19 protein-coding genes are annotated in these 19,273 nt (G+C 37.0%); 9 read left to right on the forward strand and 10 right to left on the reverse strand.

The genetic code is table 11. The features are described 5' to 3' along the window. Nucleotides 1–64 precede the first annotated feature (64 nt). On the forward strand, nt 65–481 hold the full coding sequence (locus BMS_RS06935; protein ID WP_014244098.1) for a hypothetical protein: 417 nt from the start codon (nt 65–67) through the stop codon (nt 479–481). A gap of 58 nt (nt 482–539) precedes the next feature. Here BMS_RS06935 and BMS_RS06940 read toward each other — a convergent pair whose 3' ends face one another. Both BMS_RS06940 and BMS_RS06945 read right to left on the reverse strand, forming a co-directional pair. Beyond that, nucleotides 540–1,052 (reverse strand): DOMON domain-containing protein, encoded by a 513-nt coding sequence (locus BMS_RS06940; protein ID WP_014244099.1) that lies wholly within the window; start codon nt 1,050–1,052, stop codon nt 540–542. Further along, nucleotides 1,049–1,795 (reverse strand): slipin family protein, encoded by a 747-nt coding sequence (locus BMS_RS06945; protein WP_014244100.1) that lies wholly within the window; start codon nt 1,793–1,795, stop codon nt 1,049–1,051. Before BMS_RS06945 ends, BMS_RS06940 begins: the two co-directional genes overlap by 4 nt. 319 nt (nt 1,796–2,114) lie before the next feature. Here BMS_RS06945 and BMS_RS06950 point away from each other — a divergent pair, with 319 nt between their 5' ends. Further along, on the forward strand, nt 2,115–2,507 hold the full coding sequence (locus BMS_RS06950) for a nucleoside triphosphate pyrophosphohydrolase family protein (protein WP_052590608.1): 393 nt from the start codon (nt 2,115–2,117) through the stop codon (nt 2,505–2,507). A gap of 30 nt (nt 2,508–2,537) precedes the next feature. Here the strand turns inward: BMS_RS06950 and BMS_RS17610 are convergent, their stop codons facing one another. Continuing rightward, a complete protein-coding gene (locus tag BMS_RS17610; RefSeq protein WP_157765706.1) occupies nt 2,538–2,687 on the reverse strand; it encodes a hypothetical protein in 150 nt (49 codons plus the stop codon). A 102-nt stretch (nt 2,688–2,789) separates the two neighbouring features. Here BMS_RS17610 and BMS_RS06955 point away from each other — a divergent pair, with 102 nt between their 5' ends. Beyond that, on the forward strand, nt 2,790–4,022 hold the full coding sequence (locus BMS_RS06955) for a hypothetical protein (RefSeq protein ID WP_014244102.1): 1,233 nt from the start codon (nt 2,790–2,792) through the stop codon (nt 4,020–4,022). Here the strand turns inward: BMS_RS06955 and BMS_RS06960 are convergent. After that, on the reverse strand, nt 4,011–5,315 hold the full coding sequence (locus tag BMS_RS06960; protein ID WP_044557377.1) for an NfeD family protein: 1,305 nt from the start codon (nt 5,313–5,315) through the stop codon (nt 4,011–4,013). The genes BMS_RS06955 and BMS_RS06960 overlap by 12 nt on opposite strands. 32 nt (nt 5,316–5,347) lie before the next feature. Here BMS_RS06960 and BMS_RS06965 point away from each other — a divergent pair, with 32 nt between their 5' ends. Further along, nucleotides 5,348–6,658: an amidohydrolase family protein gene (locus BMS_RS06965; RefSeq protein ID WP_157868255.1), complete on the forward strand. Its 1,311-nt coding sequence runs from the start codon at nt 5,348–5,350 to the stop codon at nt 6,656–6,658. 337 nt (nt 6,659–6,995) lie between these two features. After that, a complete protein-coding gene (locus tag BMS_RS06970) occupies nt 6,996–7,319 on the forward strand; it encodes a helix-turn-helix domain-containing protein (protein ID WP_014244105.1) in 324 nt (107 codons plus the stop codon). A gap of 56 nt (nt 7,320–7,375) precedes the next feature. Here the strand turns inward: BMS_RS06970 and BMS_RS06975 are convergent, their stop codons facing one another. Together BMS_RS06975 and BMS_RS06980 are read right to left on the reverse strand one after the other, a co-directional pair. Next, nucleotides 7,376–8,617, reverse strand: a complete 1,242-nt coding sequence (locus BMS_RS06975) for a hypothetical protein (protein ID WP_014244106.1) — start codon at nt 8,615–8,617, stop codon at nt 7,376–7,378. A gap of 170 nt (nt 8,618–8,787) precedes the next feature. Further along, a complete protein-coding gene (locus tag BMS_RS06980; protein WP_014244107.1) occupies nt 8,788–9,345 on the reverse strand; it encodes a hypothetical protein in 558 nt (185 codons plus the stop codon). Nucleotides 9,346–9,523: 178 nt separating this feature from the next. On the opposite strand from BMS_RS06980, the gene BMS_RS06985 reads away from it, so the two are divergent. Continuing rightward, nucleotides 9,524–10,510, forward strand: a complete 987-nt coding sequence (locus tag BMS_RS06985; RefSeq protein ID WP_014244108.1) for a malate dehydrogenase — start codon at nt 9,524–9,526, stop codon at nt 10,508–10,510. Nucleotides 10,511–10,546: 36 nt separating this feature from the next. On the opposite strand, the gene BMS_RS17615 is transcribed toward BMS_RS06985, so the two are convergent. From BMS_RS17615 to BMS_RS06995, 3 genes are all read right to left on the reverse strand, one after another. Next, a complete protein-coding gene (locus BMS_RS17615; protein WP_157765707.1) occupies nt 10,547–10,702 on the reverse strand; it encodes a hypothetical protein in 156 nt (51 codons plus the stop codon). An 88-nt stretch (nt 10,703–10,790) separates the two neighbouring features. Beyond that, a complete protein-coding gene (locus BMS_RS06990; protein WP_044557378.1) occupies nt 10,791–11,252 on the reverse strand; it encodes a Crp/Fnr family transcriptional regulator in 462 nt (153 codons plus the stop codon). Between the two features lie 24 nt (nt 11,253–11,276). Further along, the gene (locus BMS_RS06995) at nt 11,277–12,410 is read right to left on the reverse strand and encodes a hypothetical protein (RefSeq protein WP_014244110.1); all 1,134 of its coding nucleotides are present in this window, start codon (nt 12,408–12,410) and stop codon (nt 11,277–11,279) included. 114 nt (nt 12,411–12,524) lie between these two features. Here BMS_RS06995 and BMS_RS07000 point away from each other — a divergent pair, with 114 nt between their 5' ends. The 3 genes from BMS_RS07000 (at nt 12,525) to BMS_RS07010 (ending at nt 18,131) form a co-directional block, all read left to right on the forward strand. Next, complete coding sequence (locus tag BMS_RS07000; RefSeq protein WP_014244111.1) at nt 12,525–13,733, forward strand: peptidase U32 family protein; 1,209 nt, start codon at nt 12,525–12,527, stop codon at nt 13,731–13,733. After that, nucleotides 13,730–14,911, forward strand: coding sequence for a U32 family peptidase (locus BMS_RS07005; RefSeq protein ID WP_014244112.1), 1,182 nt, complete (start codon nt 13,730–13,732; stop codon nt 14,909–14,911). Before BMS_RS07000 ends, BMS_RS07005 begins: the two co-directional genes overlap by 4 nt. Nucleotides 14,912–15,140: 229 nt before the next feature. Next, nucleotides 15,141–18,131, forward strand: a complete 2,991-nt coding sequence (locus tag BMS_RS07010; RefSeq protein WP_014244113.1) for a coiled-coil domain-containing protein — start codon at nt 15,141–15,143, stop codon at nt 18,129–18,131. Between the two features lie 7 nt (nt 18,132–18,138). On the opposite strand, the gene BMS_RS07015 is transcribed toward BMS_RS07010, so the two are convergent. After that, nucleotides 18,139–19,263, reverse strand: a complete 1,125-nt coding sequence (locus BMS_RS07015) for an RNA methyltransferase (RefSeq protein WP_014244114.1) — start codon at nt 19,261–19,263, stop codon at nt 18,139–18,141. Nucleotides 19,264–19,273: the final 10 nt, after the last annotated feature.

The raw sequence follows: 19,273 nt of genomic DNA on the forward strand, positions 1-19,273 counted from the left end.
TGTAAAAGGAAATCAATCATTCTAGAAAGCCCTACAACAAATTAAAAAATTTGGAGATTGTTTTATGAAGAAATTCTTATCAGCACTTTGCTTACTTACTATATTCTCTGTAATGGCAGACACTCAAGTTGTTTACCGTTATTTGAATAATGAGTTAGCAGGAAAGTTTGATAATAGAATGGAGAGAATTATCAGTAAGACAATCGTCAATAGATGTTTTGGCGGAGAAGTGGAGCTGCTTGATCAAAAGATGGATATCCTTATGACGGATTCTATGACAAGTATTATTCCAGTTCCTGAGAACTCTAAAACTTCTTTTGATACTAGAATCTCAATTATTTTTGAGTTCAGAAATTTTGATGCTGTTAGCGAGGAAGAGGCCTTTGAGACAGTTGAAGTATTTATTGAAACAAGTTCTAATCCAAATTTTAAAGAATTAATGAAAGTTGATATCTCTTCTTCTACTGGGTTGTGCCAGTAGAAAGATGTGTAGTGTGTGGGTGTCAGGTAACAAGCTTCGGCTTGTTACCTGACTTTTTTTATAGTGCTACAAATAAGTTTTGATCATGAAAATTTGGTCCATTTTGAGAATGCTCTATGGCCCAATAACTTAAGTCATTTTCTTTTATTACCGCCGTTAAATTCATTCTTAGGTCCTTTGAAAAATCAAAGTTCTCAATCAGCGACAATTTATTAATTTCCACTTCTAAAAGATAAGTTGTGCTCTCTCTTTTCTCAGATATATTTAAAATTTCGCATTCACTTTCTTTTAAAGGTGAGCGGTACTGATCAAAGTAGAAGCAATTCCACTGCCCGCATGGGGAGAAATTGAATTCATAGTAGTGTCCCGCGCAGTCTCTTAAGAAGAACTCAAAACAAGTTCTCTCCCATAATCCAATCTCTCTATTTGAGGAAACTCTTGTAGGTAAGCTCGTATTGGAGTTTAACTTTTCTAGTTTAAATTGTAGTAGAATGGAATCATCACTTAGGCTTGCACTCGCCAGAAGTTCTAGCGAGTGAGCTTTATCAAATGGTTTTAAATTGTAAATCATCTCTTAGATATATTATTTAAGAAGTCTATTGGTAGAGGGAAGAATGTTGTTGATTTTCCATCTCCTGAAGAGATTTCTTTCATAGTATCTAGGTATCTAAGAATGATTGCATCTTTTTCACTTCCTAGTATAGCAGCAGCTTCGGCCAACTTCTTAGAAGCCTGTAGCTCTCCATCAGCAGAAATAACTTTCGCTCTCTTATCTCTCTCTGCTTCTGCTTGCTTGGCCATGGCCCTTTGCATTTCTATTGGAAGGTCGATGGCCTTTACTTCTACCGCAGAAACTTTAATTCCCCATGGCTCTGTTTGGTCATCTAGAATTGTTTGAAGCTTTTGATTGATATCTTCTCTTTGTGAGAGAATTTCATCTAATTCAAATTGTCCAATAACTGATCTAAGTGTAGTCTGAGAGATTTGAGCAGTTGCTTGTAAGCTGTCTTCAACTGCGATAATTGCTTTCTCTGGATTATTTACTCTAAAGTAGACAACACCATTTACTTTTAAAGTTACGTTATCTTTTGAGATAATATCTTGTGAAGGAATATCCATAGTCACAGTTCTTAGATCAACTCTTCTCATCTTTTCAAGACCAGGAATTAAAATGATAAGTCCAGGTCCTCGTACACCTGAAAAACGTCCAAGTCTAAAGATAACAGCTCTCTCATATTCGTTGAGAATTTTGACTGTATTAAAGACTAGAATCAGTAGAATAACGATAAAGGGTACAAAGGGCATGATATTCATAATTTCTCCAAATTTATAAAATTTGGATCATTTTACCCTGATAAAAATAAGGACTTCAAGAAGATCAGGTACTCGTTGCGTTGCGACTTAAATAAAAACCAATTTGACCTAAACTTTACAATATTGTGACAACTCTATGTTTCGTGAATGTAATTATACTTATGAAGGACACTTAGACGCCACTAAGTTAAAAAATTCTAATTCCCTTCCCCAAATCCCACCTAAATTTTCCCCCCATCTGAGTGTCCTGACCCATTCTGGGTATTGACGTTCTCCTTGTGGATTGAGAAATTATTTCTACACACAATCAGGAGCAATAATGAACACACAAGAGTATGTAAAGCTAGCAATTAAAACGGAGTCAACTGACTTTGAATCTATGAATACAAGACTGCAAGACGATGGACTAAAGAGATTGCTTCATGCAGGGATCGGACTTTCTACGGAAGCCGGCGAATTCTTAGATGCATTAAAGAAACATATTTTCTATGGCAAAGAACTTGATCGTGTCAATTTAGCAGAGGAGATGGGGGATTTATTTTGGTATCTCGCTATTGTTGCTGATGAGCTCGGTGTAAATATGGATGATGTCATGGAGAGAAATATAGAGAAATTAAAGGCCAGGTATGGGGAGAAATTCTCAGAAGAGAAGGCCGAGAATAGAGATCTAAAAAATGAGAGATCAATTCTTGAAAAACAAACAATGAATTAAAGTAATAAGGCCTCAAGTACGAGGCCTTTTTTATAGGTTGATCTTTCTTAGTAGACCATTTGCCCACATAGAAAACTCGTTTCTAAGCCAGCTAATATCTTCAAACTTTACAACACCGTGCTGATTGAGGGCGAGTAGTAGAGTGAATACGTTGGATAATTTCTTTCTTGGTAGTGTCATATAAATCCTTTTATCTATTTTTAATAGATATGGGCGGGATTATCAAGTTCCCTTAGGCCTAATTTTTTTAAAAGATATTTTAATTAAACCGATAAGATCACTATGATAGTGAGTCTCTATAAATATATAGTATTTTTCTTATGCCTAGTCTTAATTCCATTAAGAGCTAGTGCGATAGATATTAAGATTAGTGAAGACTTGCGAGAAGCCTATGATATGTATAGAGAGATCAAGAAGGCCGGTGGATTTGAATTAGTCGAAGTTCCTAAGGAGAGTGTAAGAGAGACCGCTCTATGTGTCTCTTGTCATAAGCTATCTGGTCTAACAAAAGAAGTGAATAAGGTACTCTTAGCACTTGCTGAAAACGAAGATAAATTAGATCCTTCCAAGAGAACAGTAGAGGAAGTAGAGGGGCTTAGCGCTCTCTACCACTACACTTTATCTGAAGGAGATTTCTTTAAAGAGAGTGTTTGTGAGAGATTCGATGATTCTCATAATAGAGAATTCGATGAGAATATTGACTTTAGTAGGGCCCATATTCTCGCTTCTAATGAAATTCCCATCGCAAACTTAAACTCCTTTCATCTTCGCGATGGTAAGAAGAGAACTTTCTTCTATAAGGCCAAGGGCGAAGAAGATCTCTATATCAGAATTGATGTTCACGACCAAGAAAAGGCAAGAATCACTTATTACAAATTAAATACTGTTGCTGCCTCTGGTTCTAATGGCGCAGGAAGTAGTGTCGCCCAGGAGCCTGCTCGTAAGAAAAAGAAAAGGGAGAGCTGGAGTCTATGGACAGGTAGTAGTGAGGATGATGAACCACAAACTGAAAGTGAGTCTCATATAAGTTATGGCGCAGGAGTTTCTATTGAACACAAAGATCACTTGCCGCGCAAGCTGACTCTTATAAAGGGAAATTCATTTACAACTCTAGGGAGTGCTCTTGGAGTAAAGACAAGTACAGAGCTTAGTACCAAAGAGCAAGTCGCCTCAATTAGTTTGAGCTCCAGTAAGGGTGATGACTACGCTAAGTTAGAATTAGATAAGGATGTTTTAGAATTACAAGTCCCTACTAAAGTAGATATTCTTGATAGTGGGCTTAAGCTTGAGACAGTCTTTTCTATGAACTCAAACGAGGAGCAAGAAGTTTCTTTTAGTCTCGCGGGAGAGCGCAGGGCCAGCACAAGTCTTATTCTTCGCCGAGATGAGAGAGGAAACTCAGGCACTCTGGCAAGGACTCAGAGATTTGGAGAGTCACAGTCTTTAAGTGTTCAATTCACTGGCGGTGACTCTAGGTCTAATGAAGCGTGGATTCGCTATGAATTAGCCTTTTAGAGAAAGCTCCGTCTGCTCAAGAACTTCTACACTCTCACCAATATCGTATTTCTTAGAACTTTCTAAATTCCAAACTTCTCCATGTATTTTTACTTGGTACTTAAAGTTTGATCCGTCTTCGGACTCTGAGAGAATGGCCAGAATTGTCGCCTCTTCACCAACCTGATTATTAAATTTCGTTTGACCAATATTCTTATGGTCTTTAACTAAGTAATAGCCTACAAGAAGAAGAAAGAAGCTAATGGCACCGGCCGCTGAATAGATAAGAGTTTGACTAACAACAATGTAGCTATCATCTGTGCGCAGTAAAAAGAGCGATCCCGTAATAAAGCTTCCTAGACCTGCAAGTGAGAGTATTCCATAACTCGTGATATAGATTTCAATGATAAATAAAACAAAGGCCAGAATAATAAGTCCCATGGCCCCAAAGTTTAATGGGAGCACTTGAAAGCCAATGGCCGCAAGTAGTAGGGCAAAGGCACCGAGAGATCCAGCAATAAATCCTCCCGGAGCTTGAAACTCTAAATAAATTAATGCCGCACCAATGAGAAAGAGAATATAGGCAGTATTTGGGTTGGCAAAAATATTGAGAAGCTTTTGACCAAGATCCATTTCATAGCTTGTGAAGTTAATATTCTTTGAAACAATTTTCCTATCTTCTCCTAGGATATGGATAACTCTCTGGTCGAGTACTTTACTTAGTTGGGATTTCTTATTTAAAATTTCATCGATTAATTTCTTTTCTTTCGCAACGTTTGCCTCGAAGCTTGAAGCCTTCTCAATCATATCTCCAAAGAGTGTTGCATTTCTTCCTCTCGTTTGGGCCAAACTCTGCACTAGGGCCTTTAAGTCATTAACAGACTTAGATCTAAGATCTGATTGTTCGATATTGCCCGACATCTGAATGGGAGTAGCGGCACCAATATTGGTTCCGTCTGACATGAGGAGAACGTGGGCAGCACTGGAGATGATAGCTCCTGCACTCGTGGCGCTCGCTCCCTCTGGTGAGACCCAAATAATAACTGGTTTATCGCTATTGCCAATGAGTGTGAGAATTTCCTTCGTTGTGGAAACAAGACCACCAGGAGTATTCATTTTAATAAGTATGGCGTCACTTTTTTGTTTAGTGGCCCGATTAAAACCTTGTTCAATGTAGTTAAAAGTTGCAGGAGTGATAGGAGAGTTAATACTTAGTTCTAGAACTTCTTCAATATGTATATCACTGGCCTTCGCATCTTTAAAAAAAGTGAGTAGAGATATTGTTAAGATTAGAAGTATTTGATAGGTTTTCATACTTTTTATCCTCAATTTCTATGGAGTTACACTTGCAACCATTATTTAAAATAATATTATGTCATATTTTAAACCCTAAATCAGATAAGTCATGCGATTTCGTCAAAAATGCGGCCTTAGTCTTAAAAAGATCTAAAGATGGCTATAAAGTTGTTGAATATGGAAGGGAAAAAGATATTCTTCCACAATATGCTAGTAAGAAATCTATTGAAGTTATGGACACGCTTGGAAAAGTTGTGATGCCTTCTTTCTTTGATACTCACTTTCACTGGGTTCAGGATGATGTGAGATTAATGCCTAAGAAGAATCTTCTTCAATGGCTTATTAATTACACGTGGCCTTATGAAGCTAAGTTTAAAGATAAATCTTATTCAAAATCAAAAGCTCAGAAATTTTCCGAGGAGCTAGCTTCAGTTGGAACTCTTGGAGGAGCTTGTTATGCCTCTATTCACGCGCACACTGTTGATGATGCTCTTAAGTACTTCGTTGGTGATTTTGTTGTTGGAAATGTTTTAATGACAATGGAGTCTCCTGACTATCTTACACAAACTAAGAAGCAGGCCATCTCTCTTGTAAAAAAACAAACTAAGAAGTTTAAGGAGAAGTATGCAGTAACTCCGAGGTTTGCTCCTACAACTCACCCTGATGTTATGGAGCAAGCAAGTAAGCTGGCCAGAGAGAATAAATCATTTATTCAAACTCACTTAAGTGAAACAGAAAATGAAATTGATTACGTGATGGGACTCTATAAGAATATTGAAGGATATGAAAAAGTCGCAACTTATACAGATATCTATAAGAAAGCAAAAGTCTTAGGTCCAAAGACTATTATGGGTCACGGAATTTACTTATCAAAAGATGAGATGAAAACACTCTCTAAGACAAGAACTTCTATTGCTCATTGCCCGACTTCAAATGCGCCTGTTAAGCAATTGGGTCTAGGTTCTGGATTATTTAATTTTAAATTTGCTGAAAAGCACGGAGTTGATTGGTCTCTAGCTAGTGATATAGGTGGTGGTCCTTTTGTTTCTATGTTTGATGTTATGCAGTCTTTTGTTGCTCAAAATAGAGCGGCGAAGGTGAGTGGGGCAACTTATACAAAGGCGCTTTTCCGCGCCACTGTAGCGGGTGCTAGGGCCCTTAAAATGGAAAAGAAAGCTGGTAGCTTTGAAGCTGGTAAGTTTGGTAATTTCATTGTCGTAAACACTCCTAAAGATCTCACTGGTGGAGCAGAGAAAGTCCTAGAGAGAATTGTCTCTAGCCAAAGAAAGTCTAGAAAGAAATATGATGCCATGGTTGAGCAAACTTTCTACCGTGGTGAGTGCATTTTCCAGCGAGACTAATCCCTTTTTGGGCCCTGCGGGGCACGGGTCCCATGATTTTTATTTAAATCAGAGCTTCATATTGAGGATTTATATAGTTTAGTTTCTTAACTAGTTGATAATTTGTGGTTAATTTTTAAGAAAATCTTAACTTAAGTGGAATTTGTTTCCTAATTATCAAGAAAATTTAAGGTTGAAATATAAAAATTATTCACCTCTATTGAGTCTAAGTGTTTGATATAAATGAAAAGTTAAAAAATCTTGATAAATATAACCAAAAGTTATTTGGAATTAACCATGATTATTTGGTATTTTATTTATAAATAAATGTGATGATTTAAACACAGGAGAAAACATCATGCGCTGCTTTACAAATATTGCAAAATTAATCAGAACTAAGAGAATCAACCATCCAAAAGGTTACTCTCAATCAGAACTATCTCATCTTCTAGGATATAAGAATGGTCAGTTTATCTCTAACGTTGAGAGAGCTCTATGTAATATTCCTTTAAAGATGCTTAAGAAAGTTTCTGAAGTTTTAGATATTAATGCTGACGAACTTAAGGAAGCTATCCTTAAAGATCACGACCAAACTCTTGATAACTACCTAAAGCTTGAAGGTGCTTCTGAAATGATGCCAAATACTGTTAAGAAAGCTTCTGTAGTATCTGCACAAATTTAATTTCATTTTAATTAGATTAGAAAAATAAAGGCCGCATTCTCTGCGGCCTTATTTATTTATAGATCTTTATTCTTATAGACTTTTATATTGAATCTCTTATTCTTCTCTAGCTTTTGTGGGATAGAGTGAATGAGGTTCGCTGGCATGTCTAACTTAACAGTCACATCAACTTCTAGTTTTACACCTTTTCCTAGGAAGCCTCTGAGTTGATCAAAACCAAAGCGCTCTAGTTCGATACTCAGCTCTTTGTCAGAAACTGTGAAGTCTTCAAACTTAAATTCTCTGTTAAAGTGAATATCATTATTAGACTCTTTTCTTACTTTGATTTGAATACGCGCTTTCTTTAAAGGGTTAGTCTTATCAAGCTTAAGTTTAAAGTCTCCGGCCTTATTCATCCAAAGAGATTTCTGTGTTGCTTGCATAGGCTTTAAAAGCTTTTTAAGATTTCCAAAATTAATCTTAACTGTTTCTCTTGTTTGCTTTTCGCTATCGTTATCTAAGACTACTTCACTTGCTTTGTGCATTAGTTGCATGTAAGTCGTTTCAGTTCTTAGGTTGTTATAGTTAATAACTAAGTTTCCACTTGAGTTAAGAGAGAGGTTGATCTCCGCTTTACCTAGTTGATCTTTGTCAGTGAATTCAAAAGATACAGTATGAGAGAATTTCTTATCAACTTGATAAGGAACTTGAACTGGTTTCTTACAAGCGTAACTTACTGTTCTATATCTTGTAACGTCTCTACAGATATATTCTTGGTATGGAACTGAGTTACATTCATTTCTCGCTGGTACCCAGTCACAAACTCTTCTGTTTACATTGCTACATTCTCTATCAGTGTAAGGAACATTTCTACAAACTTGAGGACCGCTTACGTCGCGACATCTCTGTCTTCCTGGAACGTTAGTACATCTCTCAACACCGTTTCTCGTTCTACACACTCTTCTTGCTGGCTCATTCACACACTCTCTACGAGTTCTACCTGGCTTACATTCTCTACGTGTTCTTCTTACGTCGCGGCACTGGCGATCAGTTTCAGTTCTACAAACATTTCTTCCTGGTACCCAGTGACATTCATTTCTATAGCGAGTCTCATATCCACATTGCGTGTCTTGGTAGGGCTCTTGTCTAGTACAAGTACTATCGACATACTCAGTTCTATAAAGAGTAATTGCCTTAACTTCTTCTAAAGTAACTTCTTCAGTTGGTTGTAGATCATAGTCTACAGTGGCGCTCTCTGTGGCAAGAGCGTTGAAATTTAGGGTCAACATTAGCCCTAGAAAACATAGAATGTGTTTCATTTTTCTCTCCTATTTTAATAATAGAGTAATTAGAGCAAGAATTATGCCAGTAATTCCAAGGGTTTGCGATGCGTCTAGTGGTTGAAATTATTTTTACGAGGATTTGGCACTTTGGACCTAGGGATATTTTGTCACTAACTAAGTAGTGGCAAAATACCCGTCAGTTTTTCTTAGAGACCTTTGTATTGCTTATAGTCATCAATTGAGCCAACACTCTCTTCGGTATCTTCAGAGTATTGTGTCTTGGCCTCTTTTTGAAGTTGCAAAAAGTGAGGATCGTCAAAGTCACCTTGGTGAGAGACATGTTCAGCAATAGGTTCAATCTCGTGATTTACAGAGTAGATATGATCTTCTTTAAGAGAGTTGAAGTGCTTTTGGAAAATATCTAGTTTATCCCCAGAAAGACCGCGCTCAAACTCTCTTAGTTTAGCAATCGTATTATAGTAGATTCTCTCAAGTTTGGCCTTCTGCTTTGGATCCGCTCTATGGTAGAGGGCAAAGTATTTCTTGCGGGCCACAAGGTGTTGTTCTAGGAGATTATTATACTTAAGGGTAATTTGATCTTCTAGAGAGAGCTTAGGCCCTCTTCTATTATTGTAGCGTTTCTTGCGATTATTATTATTGCTTGGTTTATTGGAAGCTTGTTGCGCGTTTGGATTCTTCTTCTTAGGTCTACCGCGATATCTTCTGTTTCGGTTAGACTTTGGCTTTGCTTGGTTTTCGGACATTGATTCCTCATAGATTCTTCATCATAGATCAATTATTATTAGATCTTCAAAGCTTTGATTTTATAGAGTGCTGTGGTGTTAGTCAATTGATGGAGTTGATAACACATTGAGACTTTGAAAAGCGTTGAAAAATGATTACAAATATTAAGACTTAACATGAGTTTATAAGGAGATATATATGACAACTAAGCGCGTTAGAGTAGCGGTAACTGGTGCAGCTGGACAAATTGGATATGCCATTCTTTTTAGAATTGCTTCTGGTCAAATGTTTGGGACAGATACTGAAGTTGAATTAAGTTTATTAGAACTTCCTGTTGCCCTTGGTGCACTTGAAGGTGTGAAGATGGAATTGGATGATTGTGCATTCCCACTTCTAAAAAATATTAAGTGTACAGATAAGATGGAAGAAGCTTTTGATGGAGCTAACTGGATTTTAGCAATTGGTGCAGTTCCAAGAAAAGATGGAATGGAAAGAGCTGACCTTCTAAAAGTTAATGGCGGAATCTTTGGACCATTAGGTAAGGCGATGGCATCACACGGAGCTTCGGACTGTAAATTATTTGTTGTAGGAAATCCATGTAACACAAATTGCTTAATCGCAATGGAGAGCTCAGGACTTCCAAAAGAGAGATTCTTTGCAATGACTGCGCTTGATGAAAATAGAGCGAAGACTCAACTTGCAATGAAAGCAGGTGTTGATGTTACTGAAGTAACAAATATGACAATTTGGGGAAATCACTCTGCAACTCAATATCCTGACTTCTACAATGCTAAGATTGGTGGAAAGAGCGCCGCTGAAGTCATCACTGATACTGAGTGGCTAAGTGGAGAGTTTATCTCAGTTGTTCAAAAAAGAGGTGCAGCTATCATTAAAGCAAGAGGAGCTAGTTCTGCTGCTTCTGCTGCTAATGCCTGTGTTCAGGGTGTATACAACCTGACTCACGACACTCCTGCTGGAGAAACATTCTCAATGTGTCTTGCTTCAAAAGGTGAGTACGGTGTAGATGAAGGGTTGATCTTCTCTTACCCTTGTAGAGTTGAAGGTGGAATTTTAAAAGTTGTTGAAGGTGTTGAGCACAATGCTTTTGGACAAGAGAAATTCCAAACGACACTTGAAGAACTTAGAAGTGAAAAAGCTTCAGTTAAAGAAATGGGATTAATTTAATTTCAATATGAGGGCCTAATTTAGGCCCTCTCTATTTTAGATGGCGTTAGTACGTTGCATCTGATGATCTAGTCTTCGAATCTCTTTTTCTATTCTCTCAAATTCTCCCTTAGAACTCGGCGTTCTAGAAGTCGTTGTACAAGAAGTTAAAAAAATACAGATCAAAGCTATTGGGATAAATATTTTCTTCATAGTTGAGCTCCTTAGTCAATTATACGGCTAAAAGAGTCAACTACTTAAATATATTTCTATGTTTTAAATGATTCTAGAGACTTAGAATTTACTCTAAATGATTCTCTTCTTTGAATTTAACTAGGGCCTGGTAGTACTCTCTCTGCTCTTCCATAGAGAGTGAGGCCATGGTCTTTACATTCTTTTTGCGAATACCTTTTTGGGCCAAGAGCGCATCGGCACTTCTTAATCGCTTAGTAATATTCTTAGCGATTGTAATAAGCCATGGTGGGAATTGCTTATCAACTTCTTCAACGGGAACCTTTATAAGTGTTGTATCTTCTAAACATATGGCGCAAGCGCTTCTATTAGTCTTGTCAAAGAAGCTTAACTCCCCAAGGTATTCACCGCTCTCTAAATGGGCAAGTGGAGTAACCTGAGTTCCTTTATGGACAAAAATAAGAATCTTTCCCGAGTGAATAATGAAGAGGTCGTGATCGACTTGTCCTTCAGCACAAACGATGTCACCTTTCTTTAAATTTAATGTAAGCGGTCCTGATATCTCACTCATTTTACTTCCCAAGGTTATGAAACTCTAGATTTTAAGAATTGTCTTAATCGCCAATATGATTTCTTTTTGTAACTTCTCATAATAAATTGTCTGCGGGTAGTGCTCATCTACAAAAGTAATATTTCTTCCAAGACCACTTTCAACAATATTTGCAAAATCAATTAGCTTGATACCATTCTTCTTAGCATTATTTTGAATCAACTTGTTGAAGACGGCATTAGATCTCCAGTTTCCACAATCAAAAGTTGCTGCCATCTGAAAATTCTTCTTGGCCTCTTTTAGAATTCCCTGATTAAGTTGAGCTCTTGCCATTAGATAGTAAGTCTGAGCATTCCCAATAGATTTAGAGAGTAACTTCTTTGATCTGGCACTTGCTTCTTTTGACCTTCCTGACTCAATTAATTTCTTTATATCACTCTGCTCATCTAGAATTGTACTTGAGACAGCGTTATCACACACAATTCTTGGCGGGATTTCTAAATTCACAGGAGGGGTAATGTAGATAAATGTAGAGCCTTTCTCTCTGGCCAAAGATGCTAGCTCTTCAAGTTCGATCATATAGTAATTGTAAATAAGCTCTGCTCTTGTTTGAGAAACTTTAGCACCAGAGGCCTTCGCAAAGGGCTTTATAGTGTGGTCGAGATAGAAGTACTTTGTCGGTTTCTTATAAATGATCTTACTCACCTGAGGTACAGTCATAAGCAGAGAAGAAAAGCGATCGTCTTTGAAAATTTTCATATTATAATCGTAGACATCTTTATCTGCCGTGATGACTCTATTTTCAAAGAACTCTTCACTTCCTCCAACGTAAATTACAATTGGAGGTAATTTCTTTAGAACTCTTAGCTTTTTAATTGTTCTGTGCAGACCTTCATTAGCAGCTGACCAATTATAGATATTTAATTTATTTCTAAGATTCTTAGAAAGAGTTTCATTCACGGCGGGAATATATTTTTCTAAATATTCACCCATGCGATCACCCACAATGAGTATATCGCTACTTCGAATTTCTTTAAGATCAGCACTCTTATATTGAGCTCCATCCACGATATAGGGGAAGGGATAGATCGTCGTTGGTTTATTCTGAATGCGAATGATAAATAGGGCGCCAACGGCAATAGAGGCGACTGTGAATAAAATAAATAGTTTTTTAATCATTATGTACTTTTAAACAGTTATATAAGTAAAAATTTCTCTGTTTCCTTTATTGTATATAAAAATTCTGCTACATAAAAGCTCTGATATATTAGGAAAATTGTAATAGGCAAAATTATGCATAGCGTCCCAGAGCTGCTGTCGCCGGCAGGAAGTTTAGAAAAGTTAAAAGTGGCCATCCTCTATGGTGCCAACGCCGTTTATTTGGGCGGACAGAAGTTTGGACTAAGAACTGCGGCGGATAACTTCACTAGCGCAGAACTAGAAGAGGGTGTTGAGTTTGCACACTCAAGAGATGCTAAAGTCTATGTGGTTCTAAATAGTTTTCTTCACGATTCAGACTTAAATGAATTACCAGAGTTTCTAACTTTACTAGACACTCTTAAAGTTGATGCAGTTATAGTTTCTGATCTTGGTGTTATTGAAACAATTAAGAAGTACTCTAATATTGAAATTCACCTCTCGACGCAAGCGAGTTGTTTAAATACTGAAGCCGCACTTCTTTGGAAAGAGATGGGTGTGAAGAGAGTTGTTCTTGGAAGAGAGATCTCTTTACAAGAGGCAAAGAAAATCAAAGAAATCTCTGGGCTTGAAATTGAAATGTTTATTCATGGTTCAATGTGCATGGCCTACTCTGGAAATTGTGTTATTTCAAACTATACGCAGGGAAGAGATAGTAATCGAGGTGGTTGCGCTCATAGCTGTCGTTTTGAATATTCTCTTGATTTTAAAAATATAGATAAGGCAACAGATGAACAAGTTAAGGCCTACTTTATGTCTTCTAAAGACTTAGAGGGGATTAGGGCCCTTCCTGAGTTTATTGAAGCGGGTATTGATTCTCTAAAAGTTGAGGGACGAATGAAGAGTCATCACTACGCAGGGACAATAAGCAAAGTCTATTCCGATGCCCTTAACCATTATAGAGACAATGGTGACTTGGTCTCAAAGGAAGTTCTCCACTGGGAGAGTGAACTTAGAAAAATTACCCATAGAGATTATACTCTCGGATCTTTGAGAGAACCGGCCGGTGCAGACTCTATCTATACGGAAAGAGAGCACGAGTCTTCTGACTATGTTGTGGCAGGAATTGTTCTAGAGGTTGTTAAAGATAAGCACTTACTTGTTGAAGTGAGATCAGCATTCTACCCTGGAGATACATTAGAACTAGTGCCTTTTAATGGTCCATGCGTAGAGTTTAAGGCAGATATGATGGTTGAGACTGATGGTGAAGATTGTCAGAAAAGTAGACCAGGCATACTTCTAAAAATTCCTTATGTGAAAGAGGCCATGCAGTGGAATCTTATTAGAGCGAAGGTGCTACAATGAGAGTTTGTACATATGTTGACCACATAGATGAAGCAATCCTTGCAAAAGAAGTTAGAGTAGATGAAGTTATCCTTGGAAATATGCTCTTTTCTCGCTTTGGTAAGATTTCTCCAAAGAGATATTATGACTTCTGTGTTGAAGTGAAGAAGCTTGGCCTTCGAATTGTTTTTGATTGGGATATTCTCATGACAGAGACAACTTTTGATAAGAGAGTGGAAGAGCTCTCTCATATTGAATGGGATATTATCGATGCTATTAGAGTTCAAGATCCTGGAGCGCTCAATTGGGTAAAAAAGAATCTTCCGAATAAACCAATTCAACTAATAACTGAGACTGGTAATCATAATTTAATTGGTCTTAAGAAGTGGAGAGAATCAGCAGGTGAGATGTTGGAGAGAATGGTTCTCTCAATTGAGCTACCTAAAGATAAGCTTTCTAGCTATATTAAAGAACTCGGTGTTCCTGTAGAGATCTTAGTGGCTGGAAGAATCCTTCTCTTTTATACTCCGAGAAATTTAATCTCTCCCTATATTCTAGATCACGATGACGATAAGACTAAGGCCACAATGGAGAGCTCTTACGAGTTAGAGGGCTCTAGTGAGGAGAGTCCACACAAAGGCTTTCCTCTCTTAGAGAATATACATGGAACATTTATGTTCAATACTAAGGATCAATTTCTCTTAGACCATTGCCACGAACTAAGTGAAATGAATCTTTCGGTTGCTCGTGTAGACTTTAGGCATATTGAAGATAAGAGCTTTTTAGCTAAGGCGGTTAATGCGATTAGATTGCCACTGGCCAATTCAAATGCACCTCTAAAAGATATCTATCCCCTTCCTATTATAAGAGGATTCTTTCACGTTAATAAATCAGACGTTCTCTTTAAGAAATTAAAGAATCAAAGAACACTTAGAAATGATGAGAATTACCTTGGTGATGTACTAGATGTAAAAAAGAAGAAGCACCTTGGGATTATGATTAAGTCTAAGAATCTCACTTTAAACTTAGGTGATGAGCTACTTCTTAAAACTCCAGATGGTAAGGAAAAGACGCTGAAAGTGAGTGATATGAGAAACTCTAGTGGTGAAGATATTGATTCTGTGGAAATAAATAATATTGCCTTTATAAATCATATTTCTGGAATTAGTGTAAAGACCCGCGTTTATCGCCAAAAATAAATTGCACTTCACAAATGGCGCAGACTCTTTTTTATTCTATAGTGCTTATTTAGTAATGATAGAGCACTCCTTCTAAGTCTTCGAAAGTTTATTCATGTTTAAATATCATTAGTTGTATTTAACTTTCGTTAACTTTTTTTAACTACAATTTAACCTGGGTACAGACCTAAAATCGTTAAAGAGAAACATTAAATCTGACGATTTAAGTAATGTAACTTTTGGAGAGATTGTGTACAACCGCGCTGCTAAATTTATTTTAATTACTCTACTGAGTTTTCAGGCCATGGCCCTACCGGGTATGAGTAATGTGGTTTATGACTTTTCTGTCAATAGTGGACTCTTTTCTAGCGCTGCTATTAAGTGCCAAGATAGCTCTACTAAATCTAATACAGGACTTGATCAAATCGCAGAATTTATGAACCAAATGAACTGTAATAAGATTACGGATCCTACAGGTTTTTGTAATTGTGTTAATTCTGTATCAAATAAAGGAATTGCCATCTCTGATGAAGAGGCCGAACACATTAGAACTGTTATCGATAGTGTAGCGACTAAGAAAGTGATGGAATCTCTTGCAAATGAAGTAGATAAGATTGAAGGATATAAAGATGTCGTATCTATTATGTCTTCAGAGTATAAGTCGGCACCAAGATGTTTTGATGCAAGACCTGGTGACACTCTCTTTGGAAGATTTAGTACAAAGCAAAGAAGAGGAATACCTCTTGATCAAAAAGATCAACTCTTAAAAACTATTTTTAATAAGATTCATAAAGATGTAGCAGATCATCCTCTTGTTCCACTAGAAGATGTTCTTTCTGATGCAACTCATGTGAAGTATGAAGCATTAAGACACAATATTAAAAGAACTGGTGATGGTTTAATGCAAAGTAGTGCTACATACGACATAAATAACTTAGACTGGAATCTTTTCAATGATAGTCCCGTTTCAAGGCTTCTTAAGAGAAATCCTGAATTGCCAATCCAATTGGGACATTTTAGAAAAGTTCAAGCTGAGAGATTTTTATCTCCTACTTCAGTCCTTCCTTTTTCTCCTGGAGCAAATCAGTCAATCGCAACAGATGAAGAGAGAAGAAGAGATGAGTTATTTAGAAGAGCTCAATTTAATCATTCTGATGGTACAGCTGAAGATCTTGTGAATTCTGCTGTAGAAAATGCATGTTCTGATATTAGAAGAGAGATAAATAAGCTTGTTGAGAGTCTTGATATTGAAAAGAATGTAAGAAGTATTAAAGCCGCTCTTTTTAACCCTACAACTGAAAGAGAAATGGCGTCATTTAGAATTATTGAAGATGCCTTTGCAAAGAAGTTAAGTGGTTCAAGTACTGATGACAAGAAAAGAGTCCAAGAGTTTATCTTTAATATGGATATTCTTTATTGTAGAGATTTAAAGATTTCGCAGGATATTGCTAAGAATGAAGAAAGTATGAGTGAGGTAGAAAAACTCAGAACGGAACTCCAAAGAAGAGCAACAGAGGCGGAAGTTGCTAGACAAGAAAAAAGTGAAGTCTTTAGCAAACTAGAAGAAGAAAGAAAGAGATTAAGAGATTATATGGACGCTTCTGATAAAAGTAAGCAGAAGATCGCTCTTTACCAAGAAATGGTTAATGGTAAGTATTTAATAGAAGTTAATGGAGTTCTACAATTTGATTTGAAAAATATTGAATTCTTAGAAAGAGTTAGGGCCGCCGATAAGGATTTCTTTGCTATCATAAGAGAGTATAAGAGAGCAATGCGTCCATTCCCTATAACAAAGGAAAAGCTCTTAGATAAAATTGATGTTGAATTTGATTCTATTGGAAGATTCAATAATGCTATAGCTGAAGTTCGTGAAAACCTTCAGAGTCTAGACACTCAATACCTAGAGTCGCAGACCAAGTTAGCACTCATTGAAGATGCTCACTCAAAGCTTTATTCTCGACTAGAGAAAAAGGTTGGTAGTGGTAATGCTATTAGTATCGTAGCAAGTGCTGATAAAGAAGTTAATAGAACTTTTGGTGTGAAGTCTGGTGTGGACTATGTTGTTGATAATGAAATCAGACAAGGGCGTGATGTCTTTGCTGAAATTGAAAAGAGTAAGAAAGTAATTGCCGATTATAATAGTGAAGAATTTGAAGTAAAGTCAAGGCCAACTCAGTTTGAAGATGTAGCCTCAGTAGAGGAGCAGGTTGTCGCTTCTACAAGCACGGATACTGAAAGTGTTACTTCTCCAGAAGAGAGCTCTAATACTTTTTCTAACAATACAAGTCCATTCGATAGAAAGCCTGCCTCACTTGATCCAACAAGTATGAATACAAACACTATGGCACAGAGGGATTCATTAAAGGCAAGTGATAGTAGAGAAAATACTACTAATCAGGGTAGCAATAGACAGAGAGAGCTAGAAGAAAAGTTAAAAGAACTTGAAGCTCTAGCATTTAGCAATAATAACTCTGCTACTTCTAAAGAAGAAAAGAGTGAAAGCGCTATTGATAAGCAAATTGAAGAACTCAAAGAAAAAATAAATATTGAAAAAATCAGATCAGAAAAACTTAAGGTCGCTAATGAGATAAAGGGACTTAAAGAGAAAAAGAATCAATTGACATCTGCACCAGCAGTAAGCGCTCCTGTCGCTCAAGTTAGAGATTTCTCTTCATCAACAGCTAGAGCTGTAGGAAGAAGACCTGCTACGGCGCAAAGAAGCTCCTCTGTTAGTTCGAACTCTAGTGCAGCAAGCTCAGGTGGAAATTTTTCAAGTGGAAGCTTATCTTCTACATCGAGTTCTTCTTCAAGTGCTGCCGCTTCAACAGCAGGACCTAGCTCTTCACGTGAGAGTGTAAGTAGTGAAGGTAGTAATTTTGAAAAGAGTAAGACTCTTTCTCTAAGAGGTGTGGCAAGTTCATCAAGTAGTTCAAATGAGTCTGCTTTAGAGATCGCTACTTTTACAGGAGATACTAATACTGTTGATGCTAGGTTAGTAAAAGTTGATTTTAATTTAAACGGCGATGTTACTTCGAAGGAAAAGCTCTTAGAATCCTTATTCATTGATGGGGAAGAAGAAATTATTGTAGAGACTCCTGAAGGCGAGAAAATCATTGTTAAAAATAACACAAGAAAACCTGCTAGTATTAAGAAAGAAGAGAATAAGAGTGAGGAAAACACTAAAAAGATGAGGCATCAAAACCTGATTGATCTTTTAAAAATAGGACAGATTGATCAGTAGATGGGTATTATCTTAAATCAAGAATAGTAAAAACAACTTCAATCCCACCATTGGAGAGGAATGTCTTCTCCATTACCTTTACATCTTTTAATTTATGAAAGGCCCAGCTTGGGAAGATGAGACCTACGAAGTCTAGATCGATACTTTCTTTAGCGTGAGTAATGATTTGTTGAACAAATTCATCTAGCTCGTGCTTAAGTTTAATTCTCTTTCCATATGGAGGGTTGATTATGGCAACTTTTGATTTTGCGCTTTGAATATTAAAGTAGTCACATTGTTCTATGAGGGCCTTATCTCCAATATTTTTTAAATTATCTCTGATGGCGGCAATGGCCTTAGGAGATAGATCATAACACTCAACACGGCTAAAGAGCTCGCTTCCAATTTTCACTCTCTTCATTAGTGGGAGTTTTATGAAGTAGGGGGCGTATTGATAGTCAAAGTCTCTAGAATCGTTGTAGCTGTAAAAATTCAGGGCCTCAAGAGAGAATGTCCCTGTTCCCGACATTGGGTCTAGGAGAGTTTCTCCTTTAGATGAGTATTTTGAGAGCCTATAGATTAGAGCTGCCGCCAAACTTTCTCTAAGTGGCGCAAGGTCGGTATTTAATTTATAACCCCTCTTATCCATGCGATCTCCTGTAAGACTCAATTCAATTCTTACTTGGTCATCGTAAATATCAATATGAATTTTATTTCTAAGGGTCTTGTTCTTTGGGGCCGACTTGAGCGGATGCTTTTTAAAGGCTTCCTCAATAGCACTCGTAGCACTTTCCTCGATACCTCTTGTGTGAATGAGTTTTGACTTTTTCGTAGAGACCTTTATAAGAGGGAAGTCTCCTCTAAGAAACTTGTGCCACTCAATTTTTGAAATCTTATTAAAGAGCTTTGGTCTATCCTTGGCCTTAAATTCTGCGATAATCAAATAGGCATTGGAAGGAATTTTTAAGTAGGGAATAAGTGGACAGATATTGGATACTTTTGCTTCTAGAAATATCTTTCCCTTTTTAATCTCAGCTTCAGGTACGTCACTATTTAAGATGAGCTTCCACTTTTCACAAAACTCTTGGTGAGCAGTTTCTTCAAGTCCGGGGGATACCGTAAGGCTAAATTTCATATCTCTTTCTTCTGACATTGTGATATTA

Source organism: Halobacteriovorax marinus SJ (genome assembly GCF_000210915.2).
Lineage (GTDB): Bacteria > Bdellovibrionota > Bacteriovoracia > Bacteriovoracales > Bacteriovoracaceae > Halobacteriovorax > Halobacteriovorax marinus.

Coding starts and splice junctions, on each gene's coding strand:
- BMS_RS06960 (WP_044557377.1), bottom strand. CDS start 5,315: ATGAAAACCTATCAAATACTTCTAATCTTAACAATATCTCTACTCACT.
- BMS_RS06945 (WP_014244100.1), bottom strand. CDS start 1,795: ATGAATATCATGCCCTTTGTACCCTTTATCGTTATTCTACTGATTCTA.
- BMS_RS07000 (WP_014244111.1), top strand. CDS start 12,525: ATGCATAGCGTCCCAGAGCTGCTGTCGCCGGCAGGAAGTTTAGAAAAG.
- BMS_RS17615 (WP_157765707.1), bottom strand. CDS start 10,702: ATGAAGAAAATATTTATCCCAATAGCTTTGATCTGTATTTTTTTAACT.
- BMS_RS07005 (WP_014244112.1), top strand. CDS start 13,730: ATGAGAGTTTGTACATATGTTGACCACATAGATGAAGCAATCCTTGCA.
- BMS_RS06980 (WP_014244107.1), bottom strand. CDS start 9,345: ATGTCCGAAAACCAAGCAAAGCCAAAGTCTAACCGAAACAGAAGATAT.
- BMS_RS06950 (WP_052590608.1), top strand. CDS start 2,115: ATGAACACACAAGAGTATGTAAAGCTAGCAATTAAAACGGAGTCAACT.
- BMS_RS06940 (WP_014244099.1), bottom strand. CDS start 1,052: ATGATTTACAATTTAAAACCATTTGATAAAGCTCACTCGCTAGAACTT.
- BMS_RS06985 (WP_014244108.1), top strand. CDS start 9,524: ATGACAACTAAGCGCGTTAGAGTAGCGGTAACTGGTGCAGCTGGACAA.
- BMS_RS06990 (WP_044557378.1), bottom strand. CDS start 11,252: ATGAGTGAGATATCAGGACCGCTTACATTAAATTTAAAGAAAGGTGAC.
- BMS_RS07015 (WP_014244114.1), bottom strand. CDS start 19,263: ATGTCAGAAGAAAGAGATATGAAATTTAGCCTTACGGTATCCCCCGGA.
- BMS_RS06970 (WP_014244105.1), top strand. CDS start 6,996: ATGCGCTGCTTTACAAATATTGCAAAATTAATCAGAACTAAGAGAATC.
- BMS_RS06935 (WP_014244098.1), top strand. CDS start 65: ATGAAGAAATTCTTATCAGCACTTTGCTTACTTACTATATTCTCTGTA.
- BMS_RS06955 (WP_014244102.1), top strand. CDS start 2,790: ATGATAGTGAGTCTCTATAAATATATAGTATTTTTCTTATGCCTAGTC.
- BMS_RS17610 (WP_157765706.1), bottom strand. CDS start 2,687: ATGACACTACCAAGAAAGAAATTATCCAACGTATTCACTCTACTACTC.
- BMS_RS06995 (WP_014244110.1), bottom strand. CDS start 12,410: ATGATTAAAAAACTATTTATTTTATTCACAGTCGCCTCTATTGCCGTT.
- BMS_RS06975 (WP_014244106.1), bottom strand. CDS start 8,617: ATGAAACACATTCTATGTTTTCTAGGGCTAATGTTGACCCTAAATTTC.